This is a genomic window from Pseudomonas sp. SORGH_AS_0211 (assembly GCF_031453455.1).
GTDB classification, from domain to species: domain Bacteria; phylum Pseudomonadota; class Gammaproteobacteria; order Pseudomonadales; family Pseudomonadaceae; genus Chryseomonas; species Chryseomonas aestiva.
Map to the genome: position 1 here is coordinate 2,726,080 of NZ_JAVIZV010000001.1, position 17,620 is coordinate 2,743,699.

Sequence of the window (17,620 nt, forward strand, 5' to 3'; positions counted from 1 at the left end):
CGACCTGCAGCCGGCCGGAACGGCCGGATAACCGCAGCGTAGACCGCCAAGCGCGGAGGCTGTTCAGCGCCGGTCGCGCAGAAATTCGACCACGGCGGCCTGATCGCCGCTGAAGATCACCCGGGAGGCCTTGCTCTCGCGCTGATAGGCGTACATGGGGTCGTAGTATTCCGCCAGCAGTCCCTCGATCCAGCCACGATGGGCCGCGACGTCGCCCGAACGCTCCTGTTCCGCCAGGGCGTCTTCGAGGATGGCCGAGAGCCGCTGGAAGCGTTCCCCGCCCAGACGCTTGGCGATGCCGGAAAGACTCTTGCGCAACTGCTCGGCGAACAGCGCGAAGCCCTGCTCGGGGCCGTGCAGGCCGATGAATTCCGCTGCCAGGTCGATGACATAGTCGCGCCGGATGCGCTCGATGCGATTTTCCCGACTGTCCTCCAGCCAGACCAAGGGGTACTGCTGCATGCCCTGGTGCAATTCCAGCGGCAGGGAGCAGCGACCGACCAGGCGCGACTCGTCTTCCAGCACGAATTGCGCCTGCCCTGCATGGCGACGCCGCAGCAGGTCGATGGCCAGGCTGTTCTCGAAATCGATCTGCCCCGGCTGCGGCGTGGCGCGCTTGCCGAAACTGGAGCCCCGGTGGTTGGCATGACCCTCCAGATCGACGGCGTTAGCGAGCTGGGCCACCACTTCGGTCTTGCCGGTGCCGGTCATGCCGCCCACCACCACGAAGCCGCACTCGGCGAGCGCCTGCTGCAGCGTATCGATAAGGAAGGTGCGCATGGCCTTGTAGCCCCCTACCACGCGCGGATAGGCGATACCGGCTTCGCTGCGCAGCCATTCCTGGCTGATCTGCGAGCGCAAGCCGCCGCGGAAGCAGTAGAGGTAGCCCTCGGGATGCGCCTGGGCGAAGTCGGCCCAGGCCTGGATGCGTGCCTCCTTCACCGCCCCGGACACCAGCTGATGCCCCAGTTGCAGCGCCGCCTGCTGACCCTGCTGCTTGTAGCGGGTACCGACGCGCTGGCGCTCCAGGTCATTCATCAGCGGCAGATTGGTCGCCTGGGGAAAGGCGCCCTTGCCAAATTCCACGGGGGCGCGGACATCGACCAGGGGGATATCGCTCAGGAACAGCGCCTGCAGGTCGCGGGCATCCTCACGCTGGCTCATCAGGCCACCTCGACCGCATGGGCGCGCCGGTCCACCAGTTGCCCTATGGGTTGCAGCGCCAGGCCCAGCTCCGCGGCGACGGCGAGAAATTCCGTCTCGCCTTCCGGCGCGACGGCCACCAGCAGGCCGCCACTGGTCTGGGGATCGCACAGCAGCTGGCGGCGCCCTTCGGCCAGCGGGGCGATGCGGCTGCCGTAGCTGTCGAAGTTGCGCTCGGTCCCGCCGGGCACGCAGCCCTGCTGCAGGTAGAAATCCACCCCTTCGAGGCGGGGAATGGCGGCGAAGTCGAGTTCGGCGGTGAGGCCACTGCCGTCGGCCATCTCCACCAGGTGGCCGAGCAGGCCGAAGCCGGTGACGTCGGTCATCGCCGTGACCCCGGCCAGCCGACCGAAGCGACTGCCAGGACGATTGAGCTGGCACATGGTGTCGCGCGCCAGATGGCGATCCTCGGGCCGCAGCAGGGCGCGCTTCTCGGCGGTGGTGAGGATGCCGATGCCCAGCGGCTTGGTCAGATAGAGGCGGCTGCCCAGGGTCGCGGTGTCGTTGCGCTTGAGATGGCGCTTTTCCACGATCCCGGTGACGGCCAGGCCGAAGATCGGCTCGGGGGCGTCGATGGAATGGCCGCCAGCCAGGGGAATGCCGGCTTCGTCGCACACGCGGCGGCCGCCGGCGATGACCTCGCGCGCCACTTCCGGCGGCAGCACGTTGACCGGCCAGCCGAGAATGGCGATGGCCAGCAGCGGATCGCCACCCATGGCGTAGATGTCGCTGATGGCGTTGGTGGCGGCGATGCGGCCGAAATCGAAGGGGTCATCGACGATGGGCATGAAGAAGTCGGTGGTGGAGACCACCCCGCGCTCGTCATCCAGCCCATAGACCGCGGCATCATCGCGCGAGGCATTGCCCACCCATAGCCGCGGATCCAGATGCTGGGCGCCGCTGCCGGCCAGGATGGTCTCCAGGGTCTTGGGGGCGATCTTGCAGCCACAACCGGCACCGTGGCTGTATTGGGTGAGGCGAATGGGATCGGTCATCGTTACTCCGGTTCAGCGGTGGCGCTCGTTCGACAGGCAGCGCGAAGGGGCGTAATAGTAGCAAATGCCCGTCTACTGGCGGGCACCGGCCGCGCTTAACAGATCGCCCGCCAAAGCAAAAGGACTGTTTTCTAAGGGTAATCCACAGTTGCTGTGGATAACCTCGTGGAAAACCTCCAGCTGACCCCGGACAAGCGAGCGGCGGTGCGGCGATTGACGAACTGGCGATTTTTTAGCCGGTCTGCCAACTATTTTTTCCCGTTTGAGGGTAGCGAATGGAAGCGCCGTGCGTTATGGCCAGGGTGCGCTAGCATTGGCGGTTTCCCCGGTCATAGCAGGACTCATGTCTTCCTCAGCGACTTCCCATCTCACGCCGTGGCAACGCGGCCTGCTGCTCGCCAGCCTCATGCTCATCGCCCTCAACCTGCGTCCGGCCCTCTCCAGCCTGGCGCCGCTGCTGCGGCAGATCGAGGCCAGCACGGGCCTGTCCAGCAGTGCCATCGGCCTGCTCACCACCCTGCCGGTGCTCTGCCTGGGGCTGTTCGCCCCCCTGGCTCCGCGTCTGGCGCGCCGTTGGGGCAGCGAACGCACCCTGGGCGCCATCCTGGCGCTGCTCGCCTGTGGCATCGTCCTGCGCAGCCTGCTGCCGCCCCTGGGTCTGTTTCTCGGCAGCCTGATCGCTGGCGCCTGCATCGGCATCCTTGGCGTGCTGCTGCCGGCCCTGGTCAAGCGCGATTTCCCCGCCCAAGCCGGCCAGCTGATGGGGCTCTACACCATGATGCTGTGCATTGGCGCCGCCGTGGCCGCCGGGGCTACTGCGCCCCTTGCCGAAGCCTTCGACGGCCACTGGCAGCCCGCCCTCGCCGCCTGGGCACTGGTCGCCGTGGCAGCCCTGCTGGTCTGGCTGCCACAGCTGCGCCAGGCGCCCACGACCGCGCCAACGCGGGGTGCTGGTGGCTCGCTGTGGCGCAATCGGCTGGCCTGGCAGATCACCCTCTACATGGGCTTGCAGTCGTCGCTGGCCTATATCGTCTTCGGCTGGCTGCCCACCCTGCTGATGGATCGCGGCCTGGGCATGGTGCAGGCCGGCCTTATGCTGTCGGGCTCGGTGATGACCCAGCTGGTCAGCGCCCTCACCGCCCCCTGGCTGGCGACCCGCGGCCAGGACCAGCGCCTGGCCATCGTGGTGGTGATGAGTCTGACCCTCGCCGGCTTGCTCGGCTGCCTGTACGCCCCCGTCGGCAGCCTCTGGCTGTGGGCGGTGATCCTCGGCCTGGGCCAGGGCGGCACCTTCAGCCTGGCGCTCGCCCTGCTGGTGCTGCGCTCGCGGGACGCGGAAACCGCCGGGCGGCTGTCGGGCATGGCCCAGGGCGCGGGCTACAGCCTGGCCTCGCTCGGTCCGCTGCTGGTGGGCATCATCCACGACGCCACCCACGGCTGGGCGCCCATGGGCGTGCTCTTTACCCTGATCGCCGTGCTGGCCACGCTGTTCGGTCTGGGTGCGGGACGCACCCGCTACGTCAACGACGTCTAGCGGCGATAGAGCCCGGCGGCTCGACCGGCTTCGGTCTGCAGCCGCGGCGCGCGGATGCCCGCCTCGCGCAGGGCGCTCTGCCAGGCTGCGGCCTGGTCGCCGCCGAGGGTCACCGCCACGTCGCCATTGAGCGCCAGGGCCGCCGCGAGGCGGGCGATCCAGGGTTGCTCTGGCGCCCGTTCCAGGGCGGGCAAGAGCAGCTGGCCGTCGCGCTGCAATTCCTTGAGCAGGGTAGCAGCGCTCGGCAACAGTTCAGGAAGAGGCTGGCCGGCCTGCAGTCGTTCGGCATGCAGGTAGCCGCGACGATTGCCACGGGTGATGCCATAGAGGGTCAGCACCGTCTGCGGCTCCACCAGCTGCAGCACCAGCAGCCCCTGCTGATCATCCGGCCCATAGAGCATGGCCTCGCCCAGCAGGTTGTTGGCGATGACATTGCTGGCGCCGCAATCACGCCCCTCGCACCAGTAGAGCAGCGTCGCGCCCTGCTGCTGCAGGCGCTGCCGCTCGCTGTCCAGCCGTGCCAGCGGTGGATGGCCGCTGGCCAGTTCGAAGGTCTGGGTCAGCAACCGGCCTTCCAGCTGCAGCGAGTCCTCTAGGCGCAGACGACCGCCAATGCGACTGACCGGTCCCAGTGGATAGAGACGTTCGGCGCTGGCCGGTGCGCTTTCGCGCACGAGCTGGGCATGATCCATGGGCGCGATCTCCGGCAACACCTCCGCCTGCGCCATCCCGGTGGACAACAGGCCGATCAGCAGAGAGCGTCGAACGGAGGGCAAGCGCGAGCAAAACGGACGGCTAGGCATGCCGCATTATTCGTCGCGCCCGGTGCCGGCGGCAAAGAAGGCATTGAAACAATCTGCGACGGCCTGGGCGCCCGCGGCATCGTCCAGATGCAGATGGTGCCCGCCCGGCAGTTCATGAAGACGGACGTTCGGCTGCTGCCGCGCCAGCCGCATGGCCTCGGCATGGGTCGCCACCAGGCCGCCCGTGGCCACCACCAGAGCCGTCGGGCAGCGCACGGCGCCCAGGCAGGCGGCGGCCTGTTCCGGCGTGAAGCGGATCCGGCTGGGCAGGCGCAAGCGCGGATCGGAGCGCCAGGTGTAGCCGCCGGGCACCGCCATCAGGCCGCGCTCGGCAAGCAATTCGGAGGCTTCGCGACTGACCGTCAGGGCGCCCTTCAACCGCGCCGCCACGGCATCTTCCACTGTGGCGTAGACCGGCTTGCGCCGATTGGGCACTTCCAGTTCGGCGAGCAAGGCCTTGCCCAGCTTCTCGGCGACTTCCTCCGCCGGCGTGGTGTAGGGCAGCAGGCCATCGATCAGCGCCAGGCGCTCGATCTGCTCCGGCAGGGCGGCGGCGGCGATGACGCCAACGATGGCCCCCATGGAATGCCCGAGTAGGCCGAAGCGGTCCCAGCCCAGTTGCCGAGCGGCGGCGAGCACATCCAGCCCATAGTCCTGGATGGCATAGCCGACGCCCACGGGGCGATGTGCCGACAGCCCGTGTCCCGGCAGATCCAGCGCGACGATGCGCAGCCCCGGCAACCGCGGGGCGAGCTGGGCGAAGGTCATGGCATTGTCGAGCCAGCCGTGCAGCGCCAGCACGGGATAGCCGTCTTCCGGGCCGAAGACCCGGGCGCTCAGTTCGATATGAGGCAACTCCAGACGCAACTCCTGCACCTGGGCGGTCATGCGCCGGCCTCCCCTGCCAGCCAGACGCTGACCATGGCTAGGAGGCGTCCCGTTGCAGCGGCACCACGGCCACGGTCAGGCGCGAGACGCAGGTCAGGCGTCCCTCCTCATCGCTCAGGCGGATATCCCAGACATGGCTGCTGCGCCCCAGGTGCAGGGGCCGGGCTACCGCCGTCACCCGCCCGGACCGCACGCCGCGCAGGTGGTTGGCATTGATTTCCTGACCCACGCAATAGAAGCGCGAGCGATCCACGCAGAGCATGCTGGCGATCGAGCCGACGGTTTCCGCCAGGGCCACCGAGGCGCCGCCATGCAGCAGTCCCATGGGCTGATGGGTGCGGCGGTCGACCACCATGCTGGCGGTCAGGCTGCTGTCGTCCCAGGCTTCGATGCGCATGTCCAGGTGTTCGGCCAGGGTGTTCTCGAGCGCACGCTCGAGGTCCGCGGGATCCGGAAGGGTCTGCCAGATGCTCATGTACGTTCCTTGCAAGGGCGTCAGCCGTGGAAGCGACTGACCAGATCGAAACCGCCAGCCAGGGGCAGCGGCGCTTCCAGGCACAGCAGGGAGGCGGTGCCCATCGGCACCGGTGCCTGTCGATGACCATGCAGCAACCAGCCGGCCAGTTCACCGACGAAGGGGTTGTGGGTGACCAGCAACAGCTCCTCCACCTCCAGGAGCGCCAGTTCCGCCAGGGCGCGCTCCGGCTCGCCGTCGGGCGTGGCCCAGGCGACGCTGCGCACCTCGCCCGACCAGCCCAGTTGTTGCCGGACCAGGGCCGCCGTCTGCTGCGCGCGCACGTAGGGACTGGCGAGGATGAGCCGCGGCTCTGCATTCTGCAGCTGCATGGCGCTGCGCAGCACCTCGGCGCGACCGGCCGCGGTCAGCTCGCGCACCTCGTCGCTCGGCGCCCGCGCTTCGGCCTCGCCATGCCGCAGCAGCCAGAGTCTCATGGCGCGGTGGCGGAGCGGTCGTCGGGTTGCGCGGTGGCCGGCCAATCGGCGAAGGGCCAGGGCTTCACTTCGCTGGCGAAGGTGCCGAAGCGGACGATCTGCGCCAGATAGGCGCCCAGGGCGGCGCCGAAGGCGATCAGCCCGGGATTGGCCTCGCCCTTGATCAGGCGCACCACCAGTTGCACCAATACCACCACCGCCAGCACGTACTGCGCACCCAGCCAGACGAACAGGAACAGCAGCATCCAGATCAAGCGCAGGCCCAGCAGCTCGCGGGAATGCTCGGGTTGAGACATGGGAATTCCTCTTTTCAGACAGTGTAGCGGCTCAATTAAAAGGGGCGTCCGCCACATCGACATCGGTCTTGGGCTCACCGCCCATCAGGGCCTCGATCACCTGCCCCAGACTGCGACCCTCGAACAGGATCGCATAGAGGCCGTTGACCAGGGGCATGTAGACGCCCAGCTCATCCGCTTTTTCCTTGAGCACGCGCAGGGTGTTGACGCCCTCGGCGGTCTCGCCGATCTGCGCCACCGCCTCGTCCAGGGTCAGTCCCCGACCGAGGGCATGGCCAACGCGGTAGTTGCGGCTCTTCTCCGACGAGCAGGTCACGATCAGGTCCCCCACCCCGGCCAGGCCCAGGTAGGTGATGGGATTGGCGCCACGCTGCACGGCGAAGCGGGTCATCTCGGCCAGGGCCCGGGTGATCAGCATGCTGCGGGTGTTCTCGCCCATCGCCAGGGCCGCGGCCATGCCGGCGATGATGGCGTAGACGTTCTTCAGGGCACCGGCCAGCTCCACGCCGAGGCGGTCGGCGCTGGCATAGACGCGGAAGGTACGGCCGTGCAGCGCCGCCTGGACCTGCCGACACACGGCTTCGTCCTCGCTGGCCACCACCGTGGCGGTGAGCTGATGCTCGGCGATCTCGCGGGCGAGGTTGGGCCCGGAGATGATGCCGATGCGCGCCCGCGGCACGATTTCCGCGAGGATCTCGCTCATCAGCATGAAGGAATGCGCCTCGATGCCCTTGGTGGTGCTGACCAGAAAACGCCCTTCCAGTTGCTGGGCGATGGGCGCCAGCGCCTGGCGCAGCGCGCTCGACGGCAGCGCCACCAGGATCAGTTCGCAGCCCTGGATGGCGCCCTGCAGGTCGCTGGTGGCCTCGACCGCGGCGTGCACCTTGATGCCCTTCAGATAGCGCGGATTCTCGCGTTCGCGACGGATGGTCTCGGCCTGTTGCGGATCACGCATCCACAGGCGCACCGGCAGCCCGTTCTCGGCGACCAGATTGGCCAGGGCGGTACCGAAACTGCCGCCGCCCAGGACGGCGATGGGGGATTGGACTGTCATCGAAACTCTCGGCTTCACCGCGATCGCGCGGCCTCGTCGCCAGTATACGGTAGCCGCTCGCGCGGCCCAGGATGGAGAATTGACTGCGGAAAGTGCACAATGGTCCGTTAACGAGCGGGGCGCTGGCCTGTGACTTTCCCCATGCCCCGGCAGTCTACTGCTACACGAAGCCATACCCAGAGCGACCATTGGAGTCGCCAGAGCCTGGACCTAGGCCAGCTACAGGAGCTTGCATGACCAAACAACACGCCTTTACCTACGAAGACTTGCTGCGCTGCAGCCGTGGCGAGCTCTTCGGTCCGGGCAATGCCCAATTGCCCGCACCGAACATGCTGATGATCGATCGGATCGTGCATATCAGTGAGGTAGGCGGGAAATACGGCAAGGGCGAACTGGTGGCGGAACTCGATATCCGTCCCGACCTCTGGTTCTTCGGCTGCCATTTCGAAGGTGACCCGGTGATGCCGGGCTGCCTGGGCCTGGATGCCATGTGGCAGCTGGTTGGTTTCTACCTTGGCTGGCAGGGCAATCCGGGCCGCGGTCGCGCCCTGGGCTCTGGCGAAGTGAAGTTCTTCGGCCAGGTACTGCCGACCGCCAAGAAGGTCACCTACAATATCCATATCAAACGCACCATCAACAGGTCGCTGATTCTTGCCATCGCCGATGGCACCGTAAGCGTGGACGGCCGCGAGATCTACTCCGCCGAAGGTCTGCGCGTTGGCCTGTTCACTTCCACCGATAGCTTCTAAGGGCTTTTCGCATGCGTCGCGTCGTCATTACCGGTCTGGGTATCGTTTCGTGCCTGGGCAATGATAAAGACACCGTTTCCGCCAACCTGCGCGCAGGCCGTGCCGGCATCCGTCACAATCCGGAATATGCCGAGATGGGTCTGCGCAGTCAGGTTTCCGGTTCCATCGACCTGAACCTCGAAGAACTGATCGACCGCAAGGTCAAGCGCTTCGTCGGCGATGCCGCTGCCTACGCCTATCTGGCGATGGAGCAGGCGATCAAGGACTCCGGCCTGGCCGAAGACCAGGTCTCCAATCCCCGTACCGGCCTGATCGCCGGTTCCGGTGGCGCTTCCACCTTCAACCAGATGGAAGCCCTGGACATCCTGCGCGAGAAGGGCGTCAAGCGCGTCGGTCCCTACCGCGTGACCCGGACCATGAGCAGCACGGTTTCCGCCTGCCTGGCCACCCCCTTCAAGATCAAGGGCCTGAACTACTCCGTAGCCTCGGCCTGCGCCACCAGCGCCCACTGCATCGGCCTGGCCATGGAGCAGATCCAGCTCGGCAAGCAGGACGTCGTCTTTGCCGGTGGCGGCGAGGAGGAGCACTGGACCCAGAGCATGCTGTTCGATGCCATGGGCGCGCTCTCCAGCGACTACAACGAGACGCCGGAAAAGGCTTCCCGTGCCTACGACAGCAAGCGTGACGGTTTCGTCATCGCCGGCGGCGGCGGCATGGTGGTGGTCGAGGAACTCGAGCACGCCCTGGCCCGTGGCGCCAAGATCTACGCCGAGATCGTCGGCTACGGCGCGACCTCCGATGGCTACGACATGGTCGCCCCAAGTGGCGAAGGCGCCATCCGCTGCATGCAGCAGGCGCTGTCCACCGTCGATGGCGAGATCGACTACCTGAACACCCACGGCACCTCCACCCCGGTGGGCGACGTGGCCGAGATCAAGGGCGTGCGCGCCGTGTTCGGTGACAAGGCTCCGGCCATCAGCTCCACCAAGAGCCTGTCCGGTCACTCCCTGGGCGCGGCCGGTGTCCACGAGGCCATCTACTGCATGCTGATGATGGAAGGCAACTTCATCGCCGGCTCGGCCAACATCGACGAGCTGGATCCGGAGGTCGCCGACCTGCCGATCCTGCGCGAGACCAAGGAAGACGCCAAGCTGGACCTCATCATGAGCAACAGCTTCGGCTTCGGCGGCACCAACGCCACCCTGGTCCTGAAGCGCTGGCAGGGCTGATAGCCCTCGCTTGTGTGACCCAAACGGCGCCTCTGGCGCCGTTTTTCATTTCTGCCCCCTGCCCGGCTGAACCGGTCACAGGCCCCGCGGTCGAAGGCGCCGGCACTTCGCCTGCGAACCTCCAGGAAGAATGGATTCAGCAGCGTGAATAGCTTAATCTCGCGCCGCTTCGCTGTGTCTGCGCAGCCGCCATAGACAGCGCTGTCTGGACATGCCGGACAGAAACAAGAAACTGTAGTACCCATGGAGCCCCAATGCACAATCAAAACCAGAGCTACCGCGGACCCTTGATCGTCCTCACCATGCTGTTCTTCATGTGGGGGCTGATCACCTCGCTGAACGACATCCTCATTCCCCACCTCAAGGCGGTCTTCACCCTCAGCTATCTGCAGGCCTCGCTGATCCAGTTCTGCTTCTTCACCGCCTACTTCATCGTGTCCTTCCCGGCGGGTCGCCTGGTGGAAAGCCTGGGCTACAAGAAGGGCATCATCGTCGGCCTGCTTACCGCCGGCGTCGGTTGCGTGCTGTTCTACCCGGCAGCCGGAGCCCAGTCCTATGGCTTCTTCCTGACGGCCCTGTTCGTGCTGGCGGCCGGTATCACCGTGCTGCAGGTGGCAGCGAATCCCTATGTCACCATCCTCGGCAAGCCGGAAACCGCGGCCTCGCGCCTGAACCTGACCCAGGCCTTCAACTCCTTGGGTACCACCGTCGGCCCACTGGTGGGCGCGGTGACCATCCTGGCACTGGTCGGTGAAGACTCCGCCGCCCACTCGGTGCAGCTGCCCTACCTGATCCTGGCCGGCATGCTGGTGGCCCTGGCGGTGATCATCGGTCTCTTCCGCCTGCCGCAGATCAAGGACACCGAACAGGACAACGCTACTGACGAAAACGCCCTGACCGCCAGCAGCGTCTGGGCCTATCGCCACCTGCTGCTCGGCGTGGTCGGCATCTTCATGTACGTGGGTGCGGAAGTCTCCATCGGCAGCTACCTGGTGAGCCTGATGGAAAGCCCGGACGTGGCCGGCCTGAACGCCGCCACCGCCGCCAAGTACCTGTCGCTGTACTGGGGTGGCGCCATGATCGGTCGCTTCATCGGCGGCGTGATCATGACCAAGGTGCGGCCGAACCTGGTGCTGACCTTCAACGCCATTGCCATTGGCGTACTGCTGGCCATCGCCGTGCTGCAGGGTGGCAAGGTCGCCATGTGGGCGCTGCTGGCCATCGGCTTCTTCAACTCCATCATGTTCCCGACGATCTTCTCCCTGGCGCTCAAGGGCCTGGGCAAGTTCACTTCCAAGGGTTCGGGCCTGCTGTGCATGGGTATCGTGGGTGGCGCGCTGGTGCCGGCCATCCAGGGCTACTTCGCCGACACCATCGGCCTGCTGCCCTCCTTCCTGATCCCGCTGGTCTGCTACCTCTACATCCTGTTCTACGGCGTGATGGGCTATCGCCCCACCCTGCGTCGCTGATCCACCCCCGAAGCGCTGGCGGTCTGCCAGCGCTTCCCCCCCCTGCCGCTACCCGCTTCCCCTCCTATCCCTCTGCCTCGACAACCCGGCTGCGACCAGGCTGCCTGGCGGGTCGTACGCGCCCGTCCGACGCTCGCGAGTCATTCCCTCAGCCCTACCAGCCCTTCGGCACGAGGGCGCTCGCAAGACCCGCCCAGGGCGCCCTGCCGCCCTTCGCCGTAGCCCGGCTGCCACTCCACCCATGATGGAGCTGCCGCCCTGACGCCTTGGCCGTCACCCTGAGCCCCCGTCGATTGACCGCTCGGCACTCTCGGCCAGGCACGCCACCGCCGCCCTCCCCGCACCGAATCCAGCACAAAAGAAAACGCCCGCATCTTGCGATACGGGCGTCTGGTAGTGACCGCAGGGACCGCTCCAGGAGCGGCCCTTGCATCAGCCTCAGGCAGTCTGGCGAGCTTCCTCGACTTCGACGGCGTTCGGGCCGCGAGCGAGTTCGGTCTTCAGGGTCTGCTCGTCCAACTGGCCGCACCACTTGGCGACCACGATGGAGGCCACGCCGTTGCCGACCAGGTTGGTCAGGGCGCGGGCTTCGGACATGAAGCGGTCGATACCCAGGATCAGTGCCAGGCCGGCGACCGGTACGTGACCGACGGCGGACAGGGTGGCGGCCAGCACGATGAAGCCGCTACCGGTGACGCCCGCAGCGCCCTTGGAGGAGATCAGCAGCACCAGCAGCAGGGTGATCTGGTGGGTGATGTCCATCTGGGTATTGGTGGCCTGGGCGATGAACACCGCGGCCATGGTCAGGTAGATGGCGGTACCGTCGAGGTTGAAGGAGTAGCCGGTGGGGATCACCAGGCCAACCACCGACTTCTCGGCGCCCAGCTTCTGCATCTTGGTCAGCATGCGTGGCAGGGCGGACTCGGAAGACGAGGTACCCAGCACGATCAGCAGTTCTTCACGGATGTACTTGATGAACTTGAGGATGCTGAAGCCGTGCATGCGCGCCACGGCGCCCAGCACCAGCAGCACGAACAGCAGGCAGGTGATGTAGAAGCAGGCCATCAGGTAGCCCAGCTGCACCAGGGTGCCGACGCCGTATTTGCCGATGGTGAACGCCATGGCACCGAAGGCGCCGATGGGGGCGAGCTTCATGATGACGTTGATGATGTTGAAGAAGACGTGGGAGATGCGGTCGATGAAGTTGAACACCAGTTGACCGGTCTCGCCCAGGCGATGCAGGGCGTAGCCGAACAGCACGGCGAAGAACAGGACCTGCAGGATCTCACCGGTAGCGAAGGCGTTGACGACCGTCGAGGGAATGATGTTCAGCAGGAAATCGATGGTGGTCTGCTTTTCCGCGGCAGCGGCGTAGGCCGCGATGCCCTTGGTGTCCAGGGTGCTGACGTCGACGTTCATGCCGGCGCCCGGCTGGACGATGTTGACCACGATCAGGCCGATCAGCAGCGCGATGGTCGAGAAGATCTCGAAGTACAGCAGCGCCATGCCGCCGGTCTTGCCCACGGCCTTCATGTTCTGCATGCCGGCGATACCGGTCACCACGGTACAGAAGATGATGGGTGCGATGACCATCTTGATCAGCTTGATGAAACCGTCACCGAGGGGCTTCATGGCAGCGCCGGTCTGGGGATAGAAGTGGCCGAGCAAGATACCCAGGACGATCGCCAGGATCACCTGGAAGTAGAGACTCTTGTAGAGCGGCTGCTTGACGGGCACCTTGGGCGCGGGAGCTGTAGTAGTTGTTGTATCGACGGTTGCTGTCATGGCTCGATCCCTTGTGGCCACTGCCTGACGTCCTGTCTGAGTGGGCACTGACTGAAAGTGGCTCTCTCATCCTGAGAGCTTTTTGTTGTGGATCCGGTGGCCGTGCGACGGTGACACCAGCATCTGGCTTGATATAAGCAATCGCCGTTCCACATCCTGGTGCGCAATCAAAGGGCCAGCTTTCATGCACCTTTCAGTCGAAAGTCTAGTTGCCAGCGGCGGGCGGAACCCCGCCATCCGACGGAAACCGGCGGAAATCCCCCGGGCCCGAGGCGGTTTTCCGCCAGCCGGAGTCGGTAGTCGGCTATTCTTTGCGCGCCTTTTCGTCGGAGCCCGTCGTGATCCGTTGCTGTCCTCTCCGAGTGGTCGGCTGAGATGCCTGCCCTGCCCGCCTCCGACCTGCCCGGCTGCTGCACGCCACCCGAGCCGCTGCCGCCCCTGGCGGTCGAGCTCGGCGCCCTGGCCCTGCGGCACTGCCGCTTCGATCCCGCCCAGGTGAGCTTCGAGCGCGACGCCCTGCGCCTCGGCGCCCTGCCGCCGGACAACATCCGCCGCGCCGTGGCCAAGCGCCAGGCCGAATACCTGGCCGGTCGTCTCTGCGCCCGCGAGGCCCTGCGCCAGTTGAGCGGCGCCCCCGTCGTCCCCGGCCATCGCACTACGGACCGCGGCCCCGCCTGGCCTTCCGGCTGGGTCGGTGCCATCACCCATAGCCATGGCTGGGCAGCCGCCGTGGTGGGCAAGGCAGGGGACTACCTGGGCCTTGGCCTGGACGTGGAAACCCTGCTCGAACCGGACAAGGCCCTGCGCCTGGCGGAGCAGATCCTCACCCCGGCCGAACGGGAACGCCTGCAGCCGCTGGACGAAAGGCAGCAGGCCTTTGCCATCACCCTGGCCTTTTCCGCCAAGGAGAGCCTGTTCAAGGCGCTGCACCCCCAGGTCGGGCAGATGTTCTTCTTCCAGGATGCCGAGATCCTGACGATGGATCCCAGCGGCACCTTCGATCTCCGGCTGCTGATCGCGCTGTCGCCGCGCTGGTCCATCGGGACCTCGGTGCGCGGTCACTTCCGCCTGGACGAGGAAGCTCGGCTGTTGACGCTGGTCGCGCCTCGTCATTGAGAGATGACGCCATATAGAGGAAGCGCTCTCTGGTCGAGCAGGTGCGCAGCCGCCGGCCAGGGCAGAACGTCGCAGTGGGCATCGAACGTTTTCTTATGGTGGAGAAGGTGTTGATAGCGAACCGGTATATCCCCTGACGCTTTCGTCTCACCGGCCCTGTCACGTTGTACGTTATTTGACCACTTCGCTCTGAGCCCAGCCTTCACGCGCACTGGCCAGGTACCACCCCCAGGATACCCCCCAGTCCCGAACAGCTTATCCACGTCTTATCCACAGCCGGAAACGTGACAAACGCGACATCTAGTGGCCCTTGTACCCCCATACCACCATATATAGCAGTTCGTCGGTATGACCCGGGACGGCGAAACACCCCTCTGTCAAGACTGTCTTCCCTAGCGAGGAGGGCTTATCCTGTTGTCCGAATCATGAATTTCCAGGGTCCCTGACCCCGAACGCCGGTTCCCTCGGGAATCGGCGGCAGTACGGCTTTTCGTTGGAATCTTCAGGGTAAGGACGCGATCGGCAGTCGTCGCGCAGGCCCAGACCAACACTTTTCCGGATCGCCGGCTCGCCGACGATCCCCTCTTTCCGATCAAGGGAGTTCCGCATGCACACCGACCTGACCCGCGAGCAAGCCCAGCAGGGCCGCCCGGCGCAAGATGACAGCCAGGACCTGGGCGCCACCGCCCCCGGTCAACTGCGCGTCATCAAGCGCAACGGTACCGTCGTCCCCTACACCGACGACAAGATCACCGTGGCCATCAGCAAGGCTTTCCTCGCCGTGGAAGGCGGTACCGCCGCGGCCTCCTCGCGCATTCACACCACCGTCAAGCAGCTCACCGACCAGGTCAGCAGCACCTTCAAGCGCCGCATGCCCTCCGGTGGCACCATCCACATCGAGGAGATCCAGGACCAGGTCGAACTGGCGCTGATGCGCGCCGGCGAGCAGAAGGTCGCGCGCAGCTACGTGATCTATCGTGAAGCCCGCAGCCAGGAGCGCAAGCAAGGCGCCGTCAGCGACATCGCCGAGCCGCACCCGAGCATCCGCGTGACCAAGGCCGACGGCACCACCCAGCCGCTGGACATGGGCCGCCTGAACACCATCATCACCGAAGCCTGCGAAGGCCTCGAAGAGGTGAACGGCGAGCTGATCCAGAAGGAAACCCTGAAGAACCTGTACGACGGCGTGGCGGAGAAGGACGTCAACACCGCTCTTGTGATGACCGCCCGTACCCTGGTCGAGCGTGAGCCCAACTACTCCTACGTCACCGCCCGCCTGCTGCTGGACAGCCTGCGCGCCGAAGGCCTGAGCTTCCTCGGCGTCGCCGAGTCCGCCACCCACCACGAGATGGCCGACCTCTACGCCAAGGCCCTGCCCGCCTACGTCGCCAAGGGCGTGGAGCTGGAGCTGCTGGACCCGAAACTGGCCAGCTTCGACCTGGAACGCCTGGGCGCCGCCATCGATCACGAGCGTGACCAGCAGTTCACCTACCTGGGTCTGCAGACCCTGTACGACCGCTACTTCCTGCACAGCCACGGCACCCGCTTCGAGCTTCCGCAGCTGTTCTTCATGCGCGTGGCCATGGGTCTGGCGCACATGGAGCAGGACAAGGAAGCCCGCGCCATCGAGTTCTACAACCTGCTGGCCAGCTTCGACTACATGGCGTCCACCCCGACCCTGTTCAACGCCGGCACCCTGCGTCCGCAACTGTCCAGCTGCTACCTGACCACCGTGCCCGACGACCTGTCCGGCATCTATGGCGCCATCCACGATAACGCCATGCTGTCGAAGTTCGCCGGCGGCCTGGGCAACGACTGGACCCCGGTGCGCGCCCTGGGCTCCTACATCAAGGGCACCAACGGCAAGAGCCAGGGCGTCGTGCCCTTCCTCAAGGTGGTCAACGACACCGCCGTGGCGGTCAACCAGGGCGGCAAGCGCAAGGGCGCGGTCTGCGCCTACCTGGAAACCTGGCACCTGGACATTGAGGAATTCCTCGAGCTGCGCAAGAACACCGGTGATGACCGTCGGCGTACCCACGACATGAACACCGCCAACTGGATCCCCGACCTGTTCATGAAGCGCGTCTTCGAGGACGGCAACTGGACCCTGTTCTCCCCCGCCGACGTGCCCGACCTGCACGACCTCTACGGCAAGGCCTTCGAAGAGCGCTACGAGTACTACGAAGCCCTGACCGAGTACGGCAAGCTCAAGCTGCACAAGACCATCAAGGCCAAGGACCTCTGGCGCAAGATGCTGTCCATGCTGTTCGAGACCGGCCACCCGTGGCTGACCTTCAAGGACCCGTGCAACCTGCGCAGCCCGCAGCAGCACGTGGGCGTGGTGCACAGCTCCAACCTCTGCACCGAGATCACTCTGAACACCAACAAGGACGAGATCGCCGTGTGCAACCTGGGTTCGGTGAACCTGGTGAACCACATCGTCGACGGCAAGCTGGACGTGGCCAAGGTCGCCCGCACCGTCAAGACCGCCGTGCGCATGCTCGACAACGTCATCGACATCAACTACTACTCGGTGCCCCAGGCGGAGAACTCCAACCTCAAGCACCGTCCGGTCGGCATGGGCATCATGGGCTTCCAGGATGCGCTGTACCTGCAGCACATCGCCTACGGTTCGGATGCCGCCGTGCAGTTCGCCGACACCTCCATGGAAGTGATCAGCTACTACGCCATCCAGGCCTCCTGTGACCTGGCCGAAGAGCGTGGCAGCTACTCCAGCTTCCAGGGTTCGCTGTGGTCCCAGGGCATCCTGCCGATCGATTCCGAGAAGCGCCTGATCGAAGAGCGCGGCGCCAAGTACATCGAGGTCGACCTGTCCGAGACCCTGGACTGGGCCCCGCTGCGCGAGCGTGCCAAGAAAGGCATCCGCAACTCCAACATCATGGCCATCGCCCCGACCGCGACCATCGCCAACATCACCGGCGTGTCCCAGTCGATCGAGCCGACCTACCAGAACCTCTATGTGAAGTCGAACCTCTCGGGCGAATTCACCGTCATCAACCCCTACCTGGTACGCGACCTCAAGGCCCGCGGCCTGTGGGACTCGGTGATGGTCAACGACCTCAAGTACTACGACGGCTCCGTGCAGCAGATCGAGCGCATCCCGCAGGATCTGAAGGACCTGTACGCCACCGCCTTCGAAGTCGAGACCAAATGGATCGTCGAGGCCGCCAGCCGTCGCCAGAAGTGGATCGACCAGGCGCAGTCGCTGAACCTGTACATCGCCGGCGCCTCGGGCAAGAAGCTCGACGTGACTTACCGCATGGCCTGGTTCCGCGGTCTGAAGACCACCTACTACCTCCGTGCCCTGGCCGCCACCAGCACCGAGAAGTCGACCATCAACACCGGCAAGCTGAACGCCGTGAGCGCCGATCCCATCACCGGCGTCCAGGCCAGCGCGGCGCCCGCCCCGGCGCAGAAGGTCGAAGCGGCGCCCGCCGCCGCACCGGCTCCGGTGCCCAAGGCCTGCAGCCTCGACGATCCCGAGTGCGAAGCCTGCCAGTAACCCCCGCGCCACCGCTCCTGCGCTT

At 65.9% G+C, this 17,620-nt stretch carries 15 protein-coding genes; 6 read left to right on the plus strand and 9 right to left on the minus strand.

The window, feature by feature from the left end:
- Positions 1–63: 63 nt before the first annotated feature.
- Complete coding sequence (mnmH, locus tag QE393_RS12650) at positions 64–1,164, minus strand: tRNA 2-selenouridine(34) synthase MnmH (RefSeq protein ID WP_310043821.1); 1,101 nt, start codon at positions 1,162–1,164, stop codon at positions 64–66.
- Positions 1,164–2,198 carry a selenide, water dikinase SelD gene (gene selD, locus QE393_RS12655; protein ID WP_310043822.1) on the minus strand — a complete coding sequence of 345 codons (1,035 nt, stop codon included), beginning with the start codon at positions 2,196–2,198 and terminating at the stop codon, positions 1,164–1,166. Before selD ends, mnmH begins: the two co-directional genes overlap by 1 nt.
- A 343-nt stretch (positions 2,199–2,541) precedes the next feature.
- On the opposite strand from selD, the gene QE393_RS12660 reads away from it, so the two are divergent.
- A complete protein-coding gene (locus QE393_RS12660) occupies positions 2,542–3,732 on the plus strand; it encodes an MFS transporter (RefSeq protein ID WP_273807717.1) in 1,191 nt (396 codons plus the stop codon).
- Here QE393_RS12660 and QE393_RS12665 read toward each other — a convergent pair.
- The 6 genes from QE393_RS12665 to QE393_RS12690 form a co-directional block, all read right to left on the minus strand.
- Positions 3,729–4,424: a DUF4892 domain-containing protein gene (locus QE393_RS12665; protein WP_405046249.1), complete on the minus strand. Its 696-nt coding sequence runs from the start codon at positions 4,422–4,424 to the stop codon at positions 3,729–3,731. The two genes, QE393_RS12660 and QE393_RS12665, sit on opposite strands and share 4 nt — an antisense overlap.
- Before the next feature lie 117 nt (positions 4,425–4,541).
- The gene (locus tag QE393_RS12670; protein ID WP_310043825.1) at positions 4,542–5,423 is read right to left on the minus strand and encodes an alpha/beta hydrolase; all 882 of its coding nucleotides are present in this window, start codon (positions 5,421–5,423) and stop codon (positions 4,542–4,544) included.
- Between the two features lie 37 nt (positions 5,424–5,460).
- Positions 5,461–5,898, minus strand: a complete 438-nt coding sequence (locus QE393_RS12675; RefSeq protein ID WP_187979950.1) for a hotdog fold thioesterase — start codon at positions 5,896–5,898, stop codon at positions 5,461–5,463.
- Positions 5,899–5,918: 20 nt separating this feature from the next.
- Complete coding sequence (sixA, locus tag QE393_RS12680; protein WP_310043828.1) at positions 5,919–6,374, minus strand: phosphohistidine phosphatase SixA; 456 nt, start codon at positions 6,372–6,374, stop codon at positions 5,919–5,921.
- The gene (locus QE393_RS12685; protein ID WP_158891732.1) at positions 6,371–6,670 is read right to left on the minus strand and encodes a DUF4389 domain-containing protein; all 300 of its coding nucleotides are present in this window, start codon (positions 6,668–6,670) and stop codon (positions 6,371–6,373) included. Before QE393_RS12685 ends, sixA begins: the two co-directional genes overlap by 4 nt.
- A 31-nt stretch (positions 6,671–6,701) precedes the next feature.
- Complete coding sequence (locus QE393_RS12690) at positions 6,702–7,724, minus strand: NAD(P)H-dependent glycerol-3-phosphate dehydrogenase (protein WP_273807721.1); 1,023 nt, start codon at positions 7,722–7,724, stop codon at positions 6,702–6,704.
- A gap of 233 nt (positions 7,725–7,957) precedes the next feature.
- Between QE393_RS12690 and fabA the strand changes: the two genes are divergently transcribed.
- From fabA to QE393_RS12705, 3 genes are all read left to right on the plus strand, one after another.
- Positions 7,958–8,473, plus strand: a complete 516-nt coding sequence (fabA, locus tag QE393_RS12695) for a 3-hydroxyacyl-[acyl-carrier-protein] dehydratase FabA (RefSeq protein ID WP_058761548.1) — start codon at positions 7,958–7,960, stop codon at positions 8,471–8,473.
- Between the two features lie 11 nt (positions 8,474–8,484).
- Positions 8,485–9,702 carry a beta-ketoacyl-ACP synthase I gene (fabB, locus tag QE393_RS12700; RefSeq protein WP_133862490.1) on the plus strand — a complete coding sequence of 406 codons (1,218 nt, stop codon included), beginning with the start codon at positions 8,485–8,487 and terminating at the stop codon, positions 9,700–9,702.
- A 254-nt stretch (positions 9,703–9,956) separates the two neighbouring features.
- Entirely contained in the window at positions 9,957–11,171 is a 1,215-nt protein-coding gene (locus QE393_RS12705; RefSeq protein ID WP_273807724.1) for a sugar MFS transporter, read from the plus strand.
- 438 nt (positions 11,172–11,609) lie between these two features.
- Here the strand turns inward: QE393_RS12705 and QE393_RS12710 are convergent, their stop codons facing one another.
- Positions 11,610–12,956, minus strand: a complete 1,347-nt coding sequence (locus tag QE393_RS12710) for a dicarboxylate/amino acid:cation symporter (RefSeq protein WP_273807726.1) — start codon at positions 12,954–12,956, stop codon at positions 11,610–11,612.
- A 375-nt stretch (positions 12,957–13,331) separates the two neighbouring features.
- Between QE393_RS12710 and QE393_RS12715 the strand changes: the two genes are divergently transcribed.
- Both QE393_RS12715 and QE393_RS12720 read left to right on the plus strand, forming a co-directional pair.
- A complete protein-coding gene (locus QE393_RS12715) occupies positions 13,332–14,072 on the plus strand; it encodes a 4'-phosphopantetheinyl transferase superfamily protein (protein WP_310043832.1) in 741 nt (246 codons plus the stop codon).
- 607 nt (positions 14,073–14,679) lie between these two features.
- Positions 14,680–17,595, plus strand: coding sequence for a ribonucleoside-diphosphate reductase subunit alpha (locus QE393_RS12720; protein WP_310043835.1), 2,916 nt, complete (start codon positions 14,680–14,682; stop codon positions 17,593–17,595).
- Positions 17,596–17,620 lie beyond the last annotated feature (25 nt).

Excerpts from the sequence above, each read along its gene's own strand:
- mnmH (WP_310043821.1), bottom strand. The coding sequence starts at position 1,164 with ATGAGCCAGCGTGAGGATGCCCGCGACCTGCAGGCGCTGTTCCTGAGC.
- selD (WP_310043822.1), bottom strand. The coding sequence starts at position 2,198 with ATGACCGATCCCATTCGCCTCACCCAATACAGCCACGGTGCCGGTTGT.
- QE393_RS12660 (WP_273807717.1), top strand. The coding sequence starts at position 2,542 with ATGTCTTCCTCAGCGACTTCCCATCTCACGCCGTGGCAACGCGGCCTG.
- QE393_RS12665 (WP_405046249.1), bottom strand. The coding sequence starts at position 4,424 with ATGGATCATGCCCAGCTCGTGCGCGAAAGCGCACCGGCCAGCGCCGAA.
- QE393_RS12670 (WP_310043825.1), bottom strand. The coding sequence starts at position 5,423 with ATGACCGCCCAGGTGCAGGAGTTGCGTCTGGAGTTGCCTCATATCGAA.
- QE393_RS12675 (WP_187979950.1), bottom strand. The coding sequence starts at position 5,898 with ATGAGCATCTGGCAGACCCTTCCGGATCCCGCGGACCTCGAGCGTGCG.
- sixA (WP_310043828.1), bottom strand. The coding sequence starts at position 6,374 with ATGAGACTCTGGCTGCTGCGGCATGGCGAGGCCGAAGCGCGGGCGCCG.
- QE393_RS12685 (WP_158891732.1), bottom strand. The coding sequence starts at position 6,670 with ATGTCTCAACCCGAGCATTCCCGCGAGCTGCTGGGCCTGCGCTTGATC.
- QE393_RS12690 (WP_273807721.1), bottom strand. The coding sequence starts at position 7,724 with ATGACAGTCCAATCCCCCATCGCCGTCCTGGGCGGCGGCAGTTTCGGT.
- fabA (WP_058761548.1), top strand. The coding sequence starts at position 7,958 with ATGACCAAACAACACGCCTTTACCTACGAAGACTTGCTGCGCTGCAGC.
- fabB (WP_133862490.1), top strand. The coding sequence starts at position 8,485 with ATGCGTCGCGTCGTCATTACCGGTCTGGGTATCGTTTCGTGCCTGGGC.
- QE393_RS12705 (WP_273807724.1), top strand. The coding sequence starts at position 9,957 with ATGCACAATCAAAACCAGAGCTACCGCGGACCCTTGATCGTCCTCACC.
- QE393_RS12710 (WP_273807726.1), bottom strand. The coding sequence starts at position 12,956 with ATGACAGCAACCGTCGATACAACAACTACTACAGCTCCCGCGCCCAAG.
- QE393_RS12715 (WP_310043832.1), top strand. The coding sequence starts at position 13,332 with ATGCCTGCCCTGCCCGCCTCCGACCTGCCCGGCTGCTGCACGCCACCC.
- QE393_RS12720 (WP_310043835.1), top strand. The coding sequence starts at position 14,680 with ATGCACACCGACCTGACCCGCGAGCAAGCCCAGCAGGGCCGCCCGGCG.